Source organism: Variovorax sp. UC74_104, from assembly GCF_044055375.1.
Taxonomy (GTDB): domain Bacteria; phylum Pseudomonadota; class Gammaproteobacteria; order Burkholderiales; family Burkholderiaceae_C; genus Variovorax.
Map to the genome: position 1 here is coordinate 375,066 of NZ_CP171978.1, position 15,469 is coordinate 390,534.

The window sequence follows — 15,469 nt, forward strand, 5'->3', positions numbered from 1 at the left end:
GGCTTCAGGCCTCCTGCGATGCGCCGACTTCGGCCGCGCGGCGCGCCTTGGTGTCGATGCCCAGGTCGACGAAGTAGCGCTGCAGCAGGTCGCGGTCCACCGGGCGGATCGCCGCGCCGATGGCCTGCAGCTGCGCATGCGTGGCCTCGCCGCTCACCTTCGGCGGCGTGGCCGAGGCGTCGTAGCGGTCGAGGATCGCCAGCACCGCCGCGAGGTCGCGGTCCTGCCCCACCGCGAGCCGCGCGTGCGCGCGCTGCAGCCACGGTTCGAGCCCGACGGGTTCGAGTCGCATGCCGAGCCGCTCGAACACGGCCGGAATGTCGCGCACCCGCAGCGCCTCCTGGCTCGTCAGGTGGAACACCTGGCCCCACGACGACTGCAGCCCCGCGAGGCCGAGGATCGCGCGCGCCACGTCGTCCACCGGCGTGAGGTTCAGCGGCAGGTCCATGTCGGGAATGGCTTCGAGGTCGGCATAGAGATGCGCCACGCGCCAGATCAGGTCGTCGGCGTTGCAGATCGCATGCGTGTGGTCGCCGGTGACCGCGCCCAGCCGGTAGATCGCCACCGGCATGCCGCGCGACTGCGCCTCGCGCGCCAGCGCGTCGCCCACCCACTTGCTCTGGCTGTAGCCGTCGACCAGCCCGCGCCACGAGGCCAGCGCCGACTGCTCGGTGACGGTGGCGCCTTCCTTGCCGTTGTTCTGGTCGATCACCGCCAGCGTCGAGACGTAGTGCATGCTCTTCGGCCGGCCCTGCGCGGTCCATTCGAGCAGCGTGACCACGCTGTCGACGTTGGCCGGCTTCAGGCTCGCGTAGGGATGCAGGAAGTCCACCTGCGCGGCGCAGTGGTAGATGGCGTCGCAGTCCTCGCGCACCAGCCGCACCGCGCGGTCGTCCAGGCCCAGGTTCGGCTTGCCGAGGTCGCCGGTCACGACCTCGATGCGCGCGTCGTCCCAGATCGCGCCCAGCTGGCGCTGCGCCAGCGTGAGCTGCAGGCGGCGCTTGCCGGCTTCCTCGTCGGCGGCGCGCACGTGGCAGACCACGCGGGCGGCGGTGTCGCGCAGCAGCGCGGCCAGCAGGTGGCTGCCGACGAAGCCGCTGGCGCCGGTGAGAAACACGCGCTGCGGGGCCAGCGGCGGCGCAGTGTCCTGCCTGCGGATGTGCACGGGCAGGTCGAGCTCGCGCGAGAGGTCCAGCGCATCGGCGCCCGCCGCGTTGTCGTCCAGCCATGCGGCCAGCGCCGCGACGGTCGGGCGGTTGTAGACCTCCGCATGCGGGAAGTCCGCGCGCACCTGCTGGCGGATGCGCATGCCGAGCTGGATCGCCATCAGCGAATGCCCGCCGAGTTCGAAGAAGTTGTCGTGGATGCCCACGCGCTCCAGGTGCAGCGTCTCGGCCCACAGCGCGGCAAGCTGCCTCTCGGTGGCGGTGCGCGGCTCGGCGTAAGCCGAGGTGGCTTGCTGCTCCGGCGCGGGCAGCGCCCTGCGGTCGAGCTTGCCGCTTTGCGTCAACGGCAGGAACGGCAGGTGCACGAAGGCCGAGGGCACCATGTAGTCGGGCAGCGACTGGGCCATGTGGGCGCGCAGCTCCGCCGGCTGCGGATCGGGCGACGCCACCACGTAGGCCACCAGGCGCTTGTCGCCCGGCACGTCCTCGCGCGCGATGACGGCCGCCTGCGTCACCTGCGGATGGCGCAGCAGCACCGATTCGATCTCGCCGGGCTCGATGCGGTAGCCGCGGATCTTCACCTGCTGGTCGGCGCGGCCCAGGAAGTCGAGGCTGCCGTCATTGCGCCAGCGCACCAGGTCGCCGCTGCGGTACATGCGGCTGCCGGGCTCGCCGAAGGGATCGGCGACGAAGCGCTCGGTGCTCAGCAGCGGGCGGTTCAGGTAGCCGCGCGCAACGCCACCGCCCGCGATGTAGAGCTCGCCCGCCACGCCCGGCGGCACCGGCTGCAGCGCGTCGTCGAGCACGTACACGCGCGTGTTCCACACCGGCGTGCCGATGGTGGGCGGCTCCTGGCCGTTCATCGGCGCGCTGGTGCTCGCGCAGATGGTGATCTCGGTCGGGCCGTAGGCGTTGACCATGCGGCGGCCCCTGGACCAGCGCGCAGCCAGTTCGGCGGAGCAGGCATCGCCGCCCACCACCACCGTCTGCAGGCAGGGGTAAGCGCCCTCGGGCAGCGTCGCGAGCGCAGCCGGCGGAATCAGCGCGTGGCTCACGGCCAGCCTCTCGATCAGCGCGCCCAGCTCGGCGCCCAGCACCTGCTGCGCCGAAGGCACCACCAGCGCGGCGCCGGCATGGAAGGCCATCAGCAGGTCCATCACCGAGGCGTCGAAGCCGCTGGAGGAGAACTGCAGCACGCGCGAGCCGTGGTCGATGGCGAAGCGCTGCGCCATCGAGGCGCCCAGGCTTGCCAGGCCCTGGTGCGGCACCACCACGCCCTTGGGCTTGCCGGTGGAGCCCGAGGTGTAGATCACGTACGCGGCGTCGCGCGGATCGACCGCGCGCGGCTGCGCCACGGGCCCGTCCGACTGGATCGCCAGCGCGGCGACGGTCTCGTCGCTGTCCAGCGCAAGGCAGTGCGCAATGCCGGCCAGCTCCGGCAGCAGCGACGCGTGCGTCAGCACCGCGGCGGGCGCCGCCTCCTCGAACACGAAGGCGCTGCGCCCGGCCATGTGGTTCGGGTCGATCGGCAGGTAGGCCGCGCCGGCCTTCACGATGGCCAGGTGCGCCACCACGAGGTCGAGCGAACGCGGCAGCACGGTCGCGACGATCTGGCCCGCGCCCACGCCGCGGCCGCGCAGCAGGTGCGCGAGCCGGTTGGCGCGCACGTCGAGCGCGGCATAGCTCACCACCGAGGCGTCGTCGAGCACCACCGCCGCCGCATGCGGGCGCGCGGCGGCGTGCGCCTCGACCATTGCCGCGAGCGAGAGCGGCGCGATGTCGTCTCGCGTGCCGCTGCTGCGGCCGCTCCAGTCGTGCAGCAGCCGATGGCGCTCTTCTTCGCCGAGGATGTCCAGGCCGTTCAGCGCTGCATCGGGCGCATCGCAGGCCTGCTCCAGCAGGCGCACCAGCCGCCGGCCGATGGCCTCGACGGTCGGGCGGTCGAAGATGTCGGTGCTGTACTGGATGCCGCCCGCGATGCCGCCGGGCAGCCCGTCGGCGCCGCGCTGCTCGTCGAGGATGAAGGACAGGTCGAACTTGGCCGTGTCCACCTCCACCGGCTGCGGCGTGATCGACAGCCCCGGCAGCCCGAAGGACAGCCGGTTGCTGCCGCTCTGGAAGCCCAGCATGACCTGGAACAGCGGCAGGTTCGCGCCGCCGCGCTGCGGACGCAGCAGCTCCACGATGCGGTCGTACGGGAACTCCTGGTTCGCATAGGCCGCGAGGTTGGTGGCGCGCACCCGTGCGACCAGCTCGCGCAGGCTGGGCTGGCCCGCGAGATCGGTGCGCAGCACCAGCGCGTTGACGAAGCAGCCGATGAGCTCGTCCAGTGCGTGGTCGCTGCGGCCTGCCACCGGCGTTCCGATGACGATGTCGTCCCCCGCGCCCAGCCGGTTGAGCAGCCCCGCGAGCGCCGCCTGCAGCACCATGAAGACGCTGGCCTGTCCGTCGCGCGCGAGCTGCAGCATGCGCTCGTGCACCTGCGGCGGAATCTGCAGCGGCACCACGTCGCCGCGGTAGCTGGGCACGGCCGGGTGCGGGCGGTCGACCGGCAGGCTCAGCCGCTCGGGCAGGTCGCGCAGGGTCTCGCGCCAGAACTCGCGCTGGCGGCCGGCCATGCTCTCGGGGTCGTCCTCGCTGCCCAGCAGTTCCTGCTGCCACAGCGCGTAGTCGGCGTACTGCAGCGGCAGCGGCGCCCAGCCAGGTGCCTTGCCTTCGCTGCGCGCGGCGTAGGCCACGCTCAGGTCGCGCGCCAGCGGCAGCAGCGAGGCGCCGTCGCCCACGATGTGGTGGGTGAGCAGCAGCAGCACGTGCTCGTCGTCGGCCAGCCTGAAGAGCTGCGGGCGCAGCGGCGCGGTGGTGCCGAGATCGAAGCCGGCGCGCGCGGCGGCATGCAATTGCGCGGCGATCCCGTCCTCGCTGCTGTCGGCCTCGACCAGCAATGCGCGCGCCTGTTCGCCTTCGAGGATGCGCTGGTACGGCAGCCCGTCCTCGCTCGGGTAGATGGTGCGCAGGCTCTCGTGGCGCTGCACCAGGTCGTCGAGCGCCGACTGCAGCGCGGCGCGGTCGAGCGTGCCCGACAAGCGCAGCGCCAGCGGCATGTTGTAGGCGGGGTTGGCGTTCTCCAGCTGGTTCATCAGCCACAGGCGGCGCTGCGCGAACGACAGCGGGATGCGCGCCGGCCGCGGCATCGGCACGAGGCTCGGCCCCGCCTGCGAGGCCTGGTCGAGCAGCTCGGCGAGGCCGGCGATGGTGGAGACCTGGAACAGCGTGTCCAGCGGCAGGTCGATCATGAACTGCTGCCGGATCATCGAGATCAGCTGCACGATCATCAGCGAGTGCCCGCCGAGCTCGAAGAAGTTGTCCTCGATGCCCACGCGCGGCAGATGCAGCGTTTCGGCCCAGAGGCGCGCGAGGATCTTCTCGGTGTGCGTGCGCGGCGCCACGTAGGGTGTCGCCGCCTGCAGCTCGGGCGCGGGCAGCGCGCGGCGGTCGAGCTTGCCGCTGGGGCCCAGCGGCAGCGCCGGCACGTTGACGAAGGCCGAGGGCACCATGTACTCGGGCAAAGACTGCGCGAGGTGGGTGCGCAGATCGGCCGCCTGCGGATCGGCTCCCTCGGCGGCAACCACGTAGGCCACAAGGCGCTTCTCGCCCGGCACGTCCTCGCGTGCGACCACCGCTGCCTGCGCAACCTGCGCGTGCTGCAGCAGTGCCGATTCGATCTCGCCGAGCTCGATGCGCAGGCCGCGGATCTTCACCTGCTGATCGGCGCGGCCCAGGAAGTCGAGGCTGCCGTCCTCGCGCCAGCGCGCGAGGTCGCCGGTCCGGTACATGCGGGCGCCGGGCTCGCCGTAAGGGTTGGCCACGAAGCGCTCGGCGCTCAGCAGCGGGCGGCAGAGATAGCCGCGCGCGAGGCCGACGCCCGCGATGTAGAGCTCGCCGGTGGTGCCGGGCGGCACGGGCTGCAGGCCGCTGTCGAGCACATGCATCTGCGTGTTCCAGATCGGCCGGCCGATGGGCACGCTGCCCTTCGGAGCCTGTCCCTCGTCGGCATCGCGCGGGCACTCCCACGAGGTGACGTCGACGGCGGCCTCGGTGGGCCCGTAGAGGTTGTGCAACTCGCAGGGCAGCTGCTGCTGGAACTGCGCCACCAATGCGGGCGACAGCGCCTCGCCGCTGCAGATCACGCGCCGCAGCGAGGCGCACTCGCGGGCCCTCGGCTCGAGCAGGAACACCTCCAGCATCGACGGCACGAAGTGCGCGGTGGTGATGCCTTCATCGGCGATCAGCTTCGCGAGGTAGGCCGCGTCCTTGTGGCCGCCGGGCTTCGCGAGCACCAGCGTGGCGCCATCGATCAGCGGCCAGAAGAATTCCCACACCGACACGTCGAAGCTCGACGGCGTCTTCTGCAGCACGCGGTCGTCGGTCTTCAGGCGATAGCGGTCCTGCATCCACTGCAGGCGGTTGACGATGGCGCGGTGCGACACCACCGCGCCCTTGGGCCTGCCGGTGGAGCCGGAGGTGTAGATCACGTAGGCCGGATGCGAAGGGTCGATGGCGATGCCGTGATCGGCGTCGTCGCAATTCGCCAGGTCCGCAAACGTTTGCCCTACATCGAGCAGAAGGGTCGGGGCGCCCGCCTGCAGCGACTCCGCGAGCGCAGCGGTGGTGACGAGGCACGCCGGCTGCGCGTCGTCAAGCATGAAGGCGATGCGGTCCTGCGGGAAGTCGGGGTCGACGGGCAGGTAGGCCGCGCCGGTCTTCAGCGTGGCGAGCAGCGCCACCATGAGGTCGAACGAACGCGGAATGGCCAGCGCCACGGCGCGCTCCGGCCCCGCGCCGCGCGCGCGCAGCAGGTGCGCGAGGCGGTTGGCGCGGCGGTTCAGCTCGTCGTTGCTCATCGCCTCGCCCTCGAAGCGCAGCGCGACGCCTTGCGGATTGGCGGCAAGCTGCGCCTCCATCAGCGCGACGAGGTTCGTCTCGGGCACCGCGTGCGCCGTGTCGTTCCACGTCACCAGCAGCTGCTCGCGCTCGCCCGGCTGCAGCAGGTCGACGTGGCCGATGGCCTGGTCGGGCTCGGCGATCACGGCAGTCATGAAGGCCAGCAGCCGGCGCTGGTGGGCGGCGAGTTCCTGCGCGGTGTAGATCGCCGGGTTGGCGTCGAAGTCGATCTGCAGGTCCTGCCCGTTGCCGCGCTCGTACAGGAAGATGCCCAGGTCCTCGGCCGTGCCGTTCGAAAGGTTGCGCGGCTTCGCCTTGCTGCCGGCGAAGCGGAAGTCGTAGTCGAAGGGCTCGACGTTGACCACCGTGGTGAAGAGCTGCCGGTTGTTCACCAGCATGTTGAGGTCGCTGCGCAGGTGCTCGTAGCGGTAGGACTGGTGCCGCAGCACCTGCCGCATCTGGCGGCCCACTTCGTTGATGAGCTCCGGCACGCGCAGGTCGGCGCGCATCGCGAGGCGCAGCGGCAGCGCGTTGGCCACCATCGCAGGCACGCGGCGCATGCGGTCGTTGTGGCGCGCGGTCACGGGGATGCCGATCACCATGTCCTCGATGCCGGTGGCGCGGTAGAGGTAGGCGGCGGTGGTGGCGATCAGGATCTGCGGCAGCGTGGTGCCCAGCTGCTGCGCGATGTCGGCCAGCGCGCGCACGCTTTCGGCCGGCAGGTGCGAGGTCTGCCGCAGCAGGCCGCCGACGTTGACCGAGCGCTGCGAGGCCAGGCTCAGCGGATCGGGCGCGTCGGCGAAGCGTTCGCTCCAGTACTGGCGGTCGCGCGGGAAGCGGCCCGACTCGCGGTACGCCTTCTCTTCCTCGGCCAGCTGCGAGATCGGCGCGAGGCGCGAGGCCTCGGGCACCTCGGTGCCTTCGATGCGCGCGGTGTAGACGTCGGCGAAGCGCCGCGCGATGAGACCGCCGCCGAAGCCGTCGAGCACGATGTGATGGCTGCGGTGATACCAGACGTGGCGCTCCGGCGCGAGGCGGATCAGCGCGGACAACCACAGCTGGTCGCGTGCGAGATCGTCCTTGCGCGTGAAGTCGGCCTGCATCCACGCCTGCGCCGCGGCGGACGGATCCGCCTCGCCGCTGAAGTCGAGGAAGGGCATCTCGCGCGTGAAGTCGGGCGCGACCACCTGCCGCGGGCCCTGCGCGGTGTCGACGAAGCTCAGCCGCGTGGCCTCGGCTTCCCCGGTCACCTGCCGCATCGCGGCCATGAAGACGTCCGCATCGATGGGGCCCTCGATGTCGATGGCTTCGGCGAGATTGAAGTTGGTGTCGGGCGAGGCGAACCTGGCGCCGAGCCACATCGCCATCTGGCCCGAAGTGAGGACAGATGCGCCACCCTGAGGGTCGACCGTGCTCATGAACTTCTCCACGTCTTGAATTGATCGGCGGCGACTGCTCCTGCAAGGAAGCAATGGCCAGTCCCGATTCAATGTACAAGCTGTTTCAACAATTTCAGAGACAGCTTCCGGGGTGAAAACATTTCACGTGGAGCGTTGAGCAAGAAAGATTTCATCGGGAAGTGGTCACCCGATGCGCGGCCGAAAAATCCGATGGCTTTCGTCGTAACCGCAAGCGCAAGCGCGGGAAATGGAATGTTGCAACGCAGCAACTTCATCTCCTGGGTGTAGGGTTTTCCCTCCGCGCGCGGTCCTCAGCGCTTCTCGAAATACGGAATGAAGATGCCGTTGGCGGCCGTGCCCACCTGCTTGACCCAGTTCAGCGAAAAGTTCTCGCCGAGGCGCTGCAGGTCGCGCCCGAGCAGAAAGGGCACCAGCTCGATCTTCATGCCGTTGCGCCGCAGTTCGTCCGTCGAGCGGGCCGCGGCCTCGGCGCTGCGGGCCCATCCGCGCGTCTCGGCGACCGCGCATGCGGCGGCCAGCGAACTGCGCGACGACGGGTCGAGTCCGTCCCACGCCTTGGCGTTGACGAACACGAGGTTCTTCGGGAACCACGCGTTGATCTCGTAGAAGTGGCGCATCGACTGCCACGCCTGGTTTTCCACGCCGGTCACGGCGGAGGTCAGCATGCAGTCGATGCGGCCTTCGGCCAGCGCCTTGCCAAGGCCGGTGGCCGGAACGTCGACAGGCACCGCGCCCATCAGCGTCGCGATGCGCGCGGTGGTGTCGTTGTAGGCGCGCATGCGCATGCCGCGCAGGTCGCCCACGCCGCCGAGCGGCCGCGTCGAGAAGAGGCCCTGCGGCGGCCACGCCACCGCATAGAGCACGCGCAGGCCGCGCTGCGCGAAGTCCTGCTCGATCAGCGGACGCTGGATGCGCCACAGCAATTGCGCGTCGGCATAGCTGCGCGTGATGAAGGGAACGGAATCGGCGCCCGCCAGCGGCACGTCGGCCGCGAGGCTGCTCATGATGGCTTCGCCGGCCTCCACCTTGCCCTCCTGCACCGCCGCGCGGATCGCGTTCAGCGCGAACAGCGCGTTGCCCGGATGAACCTCGATGCGAAGCTGCCCGCCGGTCGCGGCCTCGACATCCTTCGCCATCGCCAGCAGGTTGGCGGTGTGGAAGTTCTCCGCCGGATAGCCGGTGGCCAGCCGCCACACGACGGCCTGCGCCGACCACGCGGCCGGCGGGAGAACGCCGGCCCCGCATGCCAGCCATGCGAAGCCGCGCCGCGTGATGCTGCCGCTTGTCATGCCGCTGCCTTTCAGGCGATGGTCGCAATGGCGGCGCCGACCGCCACATAGCCGCCTGCCGCCACCGAGAAGGCGATGCGCCCCGCGCGATGCGCGAGCACCTGCATCTCCATCTTCATCGCCTCCATCACCGCGATGACGGCGCCCTCGGCCACCTCGTCGCCATCGGCCACCTTCCATGCCTGCACGGTGCCCGAGACGGGCGCAGCCACCGCGGCGGCATCCGCTGCGGGTGCCTGCGACGCGGGAGCAGCCACGGCACCACCGGCCGCCGACGAGAGTCCGCTCAGCAGCACCGCCGGCAGGCCCACCGCCATGCGCCGCCCGTCGACCTCGATCGCCGTGCGCAGCAGCGCGGCATCGGGCAGCGGATCGGGGCGCAGGGCCGGCGCCTCGCCGTTGGCGAAGTCGGTCTCGATCCAGCGCGTGTGCACCTTGAAGGCGTCGCCCGAGACGAAGTCCGGATGCGCCATCACCGCGCGATGGAAGGGCAGCACCGTCGGCAGGCCCTCGATGCGGAACTCCTTCAGCGCGCGCCGCGCACGCGCGACAGCCTGCTCACGCGTGGCACCGGTGACGATGAGCTTGGCCATCAGCGAATCGAAGGTGCCCGGCACCTGCGAGCCCGACTCCACGCCGGCATCGACGCGCACGCCGGGCCCCGAGGGTGCGTCGAACACCTTCACCGGCCCGGGCGAGGGCAGGAAGCCGCGACCCACGTCCTCGGCGTTGATGCGGAACTCGAAGGCGTGGCCGCGCGGCGCGGGCGTCTGCGTGACGCGCAACGGCAGGCCTTCGGCGATGCGCAGTTGCTCGATCACGAGGTCGATGCCCGTGGTTTCCTCCGTCACCGGGTGCTCCACCTGCAGCCGCGTGTTCACCTCGAGGAAAGAGATCGCGCCGCTCGCGCTCAGCATGAATTCGACGGTGCCGGCGCCCGTGTAGCCGGCTTCCGCGCAGATGTCGCGTGCCGACTGGTGGATGCGCTCGCGCTGCGCGTCGCTCAGGAAGGGCGCGGGCGCCTCTTCCACCAGCTTCTGGTTGCGCCGCTGCAGCGAGCAGTCGCGCGTGCCGAGCACGACCACGTTGCCGTGCGTGTCGGCCAGCACCTGCGCCTCGACGTGGCGCGGGCGGTCGAGGAACTGCTCGACGTAGCACTCGCCGCGGCCGAAGGCCGTCACTGCCTCGCGCACTGCCGATTCGTAGAGGCCCTCGACCTCATCGAGCCGCCACGCCACCTTGATGCCGCGCCCGCCGCCGCCGAAGGCCGCCTTGATCGCGACCGGCAGCCCGTGCTTCTCTGCAAAGGCGAGCACCTCGCCCGCATCCTTCACCGGATCGGCCGTGCCCGCGACCAGCGGCGCGCCGACCTTCATCGCGAGCTTGCGGGCCTGCACCTTGTCGCCCAGCATCGCGATGGCGGCCGGCGGCGGGCCGATCCAGGTGAGCCCGGCGTCGATGACGGCCTGCGCGAAGGCCGCGCTCTCCGAGAGGAAGCCGTAGCCCGGATGCACCGCGTCGGCGCCGCTGCGCGCGGCCACGTCGAGCAGCTTGGCGATGTTGAGGTAGGTGTCGGCGGGCTTGTTGCCGTCGAGTCCGTAGGCCTCGTCGGCCATGCGCGCGTGCAGGGCATTCAGGTCAGCGTCGGCATACACGGCGACGGATTTCACGCCGTGGTCGGCACAGGCGCGCGCGATGCGCACGGCGATTTCGCCCCGGTTGGCGATCAGTACTTTCTTCATGGGGAGGCTTTCACTGGGCCATGGGCCTGAATCGGACGCGCGCGTTCACGGGGATCTGCCCCGCGCGGTCCAGGTGATGGGTGGCGACGGAGGCGATCACGGGATAGCCGCCCGTCAGCGGATGGTCGGCCAGGAACAACACGGGCTGGCCGCTCGCCGGCACCTGGATCGAGCCGCGCGCGGTGCCCTCGCTTGGCAGCTCGGCATGGTTGGCACGCTGCAGCGCTTCTTCGCCGGCAAGGCGGATGCCGACGCGGTTCGACTGCGGCGTGACAGCCCATGCCTGGCCGCAGAGCAGCTCGACCGCGTCGGGCGTGAACCAGTCGGTGCGCGGGCCGAGCACGATGTCGAGCACCACTTCCTCGTGCACGGTGGGCAGGCCGGCCGGCGGCGCCTCGGGCTCGCCGACCAGCGCACCGGCGGATACCGCGCGCACGGGCAGCAGGTCGCCCGCGGCGAGGGCGGCGGGGCCGACGCGCGCGAGCGTGTCGGTCGAGAGGCTGCCGAGCACTGGGGCGATGTCGAAGCCGCCGCGCACCGCGATGTAGCTGCGGATGCCGGCCACCGGCTCGCCGAGCGCGAGCACGTCGCCATCGGCCAGCGCGACGGGCTGGTAGCGCGGCAGCGGCCATTTCGCGCCATCGGCGCGGGTCAGCGTGACCGTACCTTCGGCGCCGGTGACGGCCACCACCGCATCGCCGCGGCAGGCGAGCTGGAAGCCGCCGTATGCGACCTCGATGCAGGCGGCGTCGGAGGCATTGCCGACGAGCCTGTTGGCCGCCTGCAGCGAGCGCCGGTCCATCGCGCCGGAAGCCGACACGCCCTGCTTCGCCTGGCCGTGGCGGCCGCCGTCCTGCAGCAGCGACTGCAGGCCCGGCGCGCGGATCTCCAGGGCGCAGCCGCTCTTCGGCACAGCCGGCTGCGCCGGCGCGGCGGCGGCCTTCACCTCCGCGCGCGGCTGGCCGGTCACGTCGACGAAGCGCACCGCATCGCCAGGCTGCAGCAGCGCGGGCGTCTCGCGCGAGAGGTCCCACATCGGCGCATCGGTGATGCCAAGGATTTGCCAGCCGCCCGGGCTGGCCTGCGGATAGACGCCGCTGAAGCTGCCCGCGAGCCCGACGGCGCCGGCGGGAATGCGCGTGCGCGGCACCTTGCGGCGCGGCACGTTCAGGCTCGGGTGCCCGCCCGAGAGGTACGCGAAGCCCGGGGCGAAGCCGGTGAAGGCCACGGTGTAGTCGCTGCCGGTGTGGCGGCGCACGACTTCATCGGGCGTGATGCCGAGCAGGCCGGCCACCTCGGCCAGGTCCTCGCCGTCGTAGCGCACGGGAATCTCGATGCGCCTTTCGATGCGCGTCTCGCACGCGTCGAGGCTGCGCGCGCCGACCTGCCGCGCGAGCTCGTCGGCTGAAATTGCGGCCGGCCGGAAGGTGATGAGCAGCGTGCGCGCCGCGGGCACCAGCTCCTCGATGCCCGCGATGGGCTCGGCGCGCAGCGAGGCCAGCAGCGCGAGCGTCTGCGGCAGGTCTTCGAGCTCGACCAGCACCGCATTCAGGTTGACCGGCAGGAAGCGCATGGTCGTCATGCGGCGTCCACGAAGGAACGGATCGCCACGCCCGACTGTTCCAGCAGCGCGCGCACCCGGCGCGCCATCTCCACCGCGCCGGGGCTGTCGCCGTGCACGCAGACCGACTCGGCCTCGATGCGCACGGTGCTGCCGTCGATAGCCGTGACCACGCCTTCGGAGGCCAGCCGCAGCATGCGCGCGGCCACTTCCTCGGCGTCGTGCAGCACCGCGCCGGGTTCGCGGCGCGACACCAGCGTACCCTTGGGCGTGTAGGCGCGGTCGGCGAAGGCTTCGGCCACCACGCGCAGGCCTGCGTCGCGCGCCCAGCCGATCAGCGGCGAGCCCGCGAGCGCCACCAGCACCAGGCTGGCATCGATCTCGCGGATGGCGGCGATCACGTCGCGCGCCTGGCGCTCGTCGTGGGCGATGGTGTTGTAGAGCGCGCCGTGCGGCTTCACGTAGCGCACCGTGGTGCCGGCCGCGGCGGCAAGGCCCTTTAGCGCGCCGATCTGGTAGATCACGTCGGCGCGCAGGTCGGCGCTTTCCACGTCCATGTTGCGGCGGCCGAAGCCCACGAGGTCGCGGTAGGCCACGTGCGCGCCAATGACCACGCCGCGCTCCTTGGCCTGCCGCAGCGTGCGCAGGATGCCGGCCGGGTCGCCCGCATGGAAGCCGCAGGCCACGTTGGCGCTGCTCACGAGGGAAAGCATGGCGGCGTCGTCGCCCATGCGCCATGCGCCCAGGCTCTCGCCGAGGTCGCTGTTCAAGTCGATGTTCATCGTTCGGTCTTCAGTGAGTCGGTCAGTGGAGGCGGCCCGCCGTCTCCCGCACGTCGTCGCGCACGAGCAGCGCGGTGTGGATCGCCATGCGGAAGGCTTCCACCTGCGTCTGCAGCGCCATGCTCGCCACGCCGGGCTTGGAGGCGGCCTGTTCGGGCAGGTAGGGCACGTGGACGAAACCGCCGCGCGTGTGCGCCAGCATCGGCCAGCTCGCGAGGCGGTGCATCAGCGCGTAGAAGATGTGGTTGCACACGAAGGTGCCGGCGCTGTTGGACACCGCCGCGGGCAGCCCGGCGGCGCGCATGTCGCGCACCATGGCCTTGATCGGCAGCGTCGAGAAGTAGGCGGCCGGCGCGCCGGGCACCACCTCGGTGTCGATGGGCTGGTGGCCGGCGTTGTCGGGAATGCGCGCGTCGTCGACGTTCAGCGCGGCGCGCTCCAGCGAGATCTCGGTGCGTCCGCCCGCGGCGCCGATGCACAGCACCAGCGGCAGCGGCCTGTCGCTCTCCGCGATGCCGGCCATGGCGTCGTCGAGCACCTGGATCGAGCGGCCGAACACGCAGGGCAGCTGCAGCGCCTGCACCACGGTGCCTTCGCAGCGCCAGCCGTCGAGCGCGCGGGCGATCTCCCACGCGGGGTTGACGGGATCGTTCTCGAACGGCTCGAAGCCCGCGACCAGCACCCGGGGCGCCTTGTCATCGGTGGTCATGCAGGGGCCTCAGCGGAACATCAGGAAGTACATCAGGAAGATGTTGACCACCAGCAGCGTGGCCGCGGTCGGTATCTGCACGCGGATCACCGCGTTCTTGTCGGGCAGCTCCAGCAGCGCCGCCGGCACGATGTTGAAGTTGGCCGCCATCGGCGTCATCAGCGTCCCGCAGTAGCCCGAGAACATGCCGATGGCCGCCATCACCGCCGGGTCGCCGTGGTACACGCCCACCAGCACCGGCACGCCGACGCCGCCCGTCATCACCGGGAAGGCCGCGAAGCCGTTGCCCATGATGATGGTGAAGAGCGCCATGCCCAGCACGTAGACCGCCACCGCGACGAAGCGGATGTCCATGTTGATGTAGCTGGTGGTGACGTACGCCACCGCCTTGCCCACGCCCGCGTCGGAGAACACCAGGCCCAGCATGCCCAGCATCTGCGGCAGCACCACGGCCCAGCCCAGCGCGTCGGTGAGGCGGCGCGACTCGCGCATGCCCTGCACAGGCGTCTCGCGCGTCAGCCAGCAGGCCAGCGCCAGCGCCGCCACGCAGCCCACGCCCAGGCTCACCAGCGTGGTGTTCTTGGGATCGAGCAGGAAGGCGTCGCCGATCTTGACCTTGCTCACGAGCACCGTGCCGATCACGGTGACCAGCGGGATCGCGAGCGCCGGCATGAAGAGCTTGTTGCCCAGGCGCTTCGCACTGGCCTCGTACTGGGCCGGCGTCGGCTCGTCGTGCTTGCCCGCGCCCACGCCGCGCATGCCGGCGATGACGGCCATGGCGATGGCGCCCACGCCCACCAGCGCGGGCGGCAGCTTGTCGCCGACCAGGAAGACCAGCGAATAGAGGCCCCAGAAGAGCGCGCTGGTGTAGCGCTTGGGATGCTGGCGGTCGGCCAGCGTCATGACCGCCGTGATCGCGAGGATCAGGCCGACAAGGATGTAGAGGTGCTGGATCGAGAGGATCATGATCAACGGCCCTCTTGCGTTGCGGGCACCGAGGGAACCGCGGGCACTTCAGGCTTGCCGCCGAGTTCGCGCGCCAGCGCCTGGTCTAGCCGGCGCAGGCGCCAGGCGTGGATCACGAAGGCGGCGATGGCCGTGGGAATGCCCCACATCGCGACGTGCAGCGGCTCCACGTCGATGCCGGCCTCATGCAGGAAGGTGGTCATCAGCACGATGGCGCCGAAGGCCACGAAGATGTCCTCGCCGAAGAACAGGCCCACGTTGTCGGTGGCCGCCGCATAGGCGCGCAGCTTGTGGCGGATGCGGTCGGGCAGCTTGCCGTAGCGGGTTTCGGTGGCGCCCTCGGCCATCGGCGCGAGCAGCGGACGCACCATCTGCGGATGGCCGCCCAGGCTGGTGAGGCCCATGGCCGCGGTGAGTTCGCGCGCGGCCAGGTAGACGATCAGCAGGCGCCCGGCGGTGGCCGACTTGATGCGGCTGATCCAGTTCTGCGCGTGCTGGCGCAAGCCGTGGCGCTCGAGCAGGCCGATCACCGCCAGCGGCAGAAGAATGATCAGCGGCAGGTTGCGCGTCTTGATGAAGCCGTTGCCGATGGCCGTGAGGATCGCCATCGGGCCGAAGCCCGCGGCCGCCGCGGTGGCGACGGCAGTGACGATCACCACCAGCATCGGATTGAAGCGCAGGACGAAGCCCGCAATGATCACGGCGACGCCGATCAGCGGCCAGAGGTGAGGGATGTCAGGAGTCATGTTGGTCTTTCGTTGGGTGATTCGGAGACACCTTGCGCCGGGAGCTCCGGCAGGCCGCTTCTTGCAAACTGCGTGCCAATGAATGAGCAATTCATTTCTCTTGAATCACTCATTTCCAATAAATTGTTGAACAATTTATGTGAGTG

8 protein-coding genes are annotated in these 15,469 nt (G+C 70.8%); all 8 read right to left on the reverse strand.

The features are described from left to right. Positions 1-4 precede the first annotated feature (4 nt). Positions 5-7,525: an amino acid adenylation domain-containing protein gene (locus tag ACHMXA_RS01895; RefSeq protein ID WP_395318015.1), complete on the reverse strand. Its 7,521-nt coding sequence runs from the start codon at positions 7,523-7,525 to the stop codon at positions 5-7. Positions 7,526-7,818: 293 nt separating this feature from the next. Beyond that, on the reverse strand, positions 7,819-8,817 hold the full coding sequence (locus tag ACHMXA_RS01900) for a TRAP transporter substrate-binding protein (protein WP_395318017.1): 999 nt from the start codon (positions 8,815-8,817) through the stop codon (positions 7,819-7,821). Positions 8,818-8,828: 11 nt separating this feature from the next. Continuing rightward, complete coding sequence (locus tag ACHMXA_RS01905) at positions 8,829-10,559, reverse strand: acetyl/propionyl/methylcrotonyl-CoA carboxylase subunit alpha (RefSeq protein WP_395318019.1); 1,731 nt, start codon at positions 10,557-10,559, stop codon at positions 8,829-8,831. A 10-nt stretch (positions 10,560-10,569) separates the two neighbouring features. Continuing rightward, complete coding sequence (locus ACHMXA_RS01910; RefSeq protein WP_395321203.1) at positions 10,570-12,132, reverse strand: 5-oxoprolinase/urea amidolyase family protein; 1,563 nt, start codon at positions 12,130-12,132, stop codon at positions 10,570-10,572. Between the two features lie 5 nt (positions 12,133-12,137). Beyond that, positions 12,138-12,902: a LamB/YcsF family protein gene (locus ACHMXA_RS01915; protein WP_395318021.1), complete on the reverse strand. Its 765-nt coding sequence runs from the start codon at positions 12,900-12,902 to the stop codon at positions 12,138-12,140. Positions 12,903-12,924: 22 nt separating this feature from the next. Further along, positions 12,925-13,611 (reverse strand): pyroglutamyl-peptidase I, encoded by a 687-nt coding sequence (pcp, locus tag ACHMXA_RS01920; RefSeq protein WP_395318023.1) that lies wholly within the window; start codon positions 13,609-13,611, stop codon positions 12,925-12,927. A gap of 9 nt (positions 13,612-13,620) precedes the next feature. Next, complete coding sequence (locus tag ACHMXA_RS01925; RefSeq protein ID WP_126021188.1) at positions 13,621-14,577, reverse strand: DUF979 domain-containing protein; 957 nt, start codon at positions 14,575-14,577, stop codon at positions 13,621-13,623. Positions 14,578-14,579: 2 nt separating this feature from the next. Next, entirely contained in the window at positions 14,580-15,323 is a 744-nt protein-coding gene (locus tag ACHMXA_RS01930; RefSeq protein ID WP_176665163.1) for a DUF969 domain-containing protein, read from the reverse strand. Positions 15,324-15,469 lie beyond the last annotated feature (146 nt).

What these genes read in the sequence shown, in the direction of transcription:
- ACHMXA_RS01895 (WP_395318015.1), bottom strand. Translation starts at nt 7,525, where the DNA reads ATGAGCACGGTCGACCCTCAGGGTGGCGCATCTGTCCTCACTTCGGGC.
- ACHMXA_RS01900 (WP_395318017.1), bottom strand. Translation starts at nt 8,817, where the DNA reads ATGACAAGCGGCAGCATCACGCGGCGCGGCTTCGCATGGCTGGCATGC.
- ACHMXA_RS01905 (WP_395318019.1), bottom strand. Translation starts at nt 10,559, where the DNA reads ATGAAGAAAGTACTGATCGCCAACCGGGGCGAAATCGCCGTGCGCATC.
- ACHMXA_RS01910 (WP_395321203.1), bottom strand. Translation starts at nt 12,132, where the DNA reads ATGCGCTTCCTGCCGGTCAACCTGAATGCGGTGCTGGTCGAGCTCGAA.
- ACHMXA_RS01915 (WP_395318021.1), bottom strand. Translation starts at nt 12,902, where the DNA reads ATGAACATCGACTTGAACAGCGACCTCGGCGAGAGCCTGGGCGCATGG.
- pcp (WP_395318023.1), bottom strand. Translation starts at nt 13,611, where the DNA reads ATGACCACCGATGACAAGGCGCCCCGGGTGCTGGTCGCGGGCTTCGAG.
- ACHMXA_RS01925 (WP_126021188.1), bottom strand. Translation starts at nt 14,577, where the DNA reads ATGATCCTCTCGATCCAGCACCTCTACATCCTTGTCGGCCTGATCCTC.
- ACHMXA_RS01930 (WP_176665163.1), bottom strand. Translation starts at nt 15,323, where the DNA reads ATGACTCCTGACATCCCTCACCTCTGGCCGCTGATCGGCGTCGCCGTG.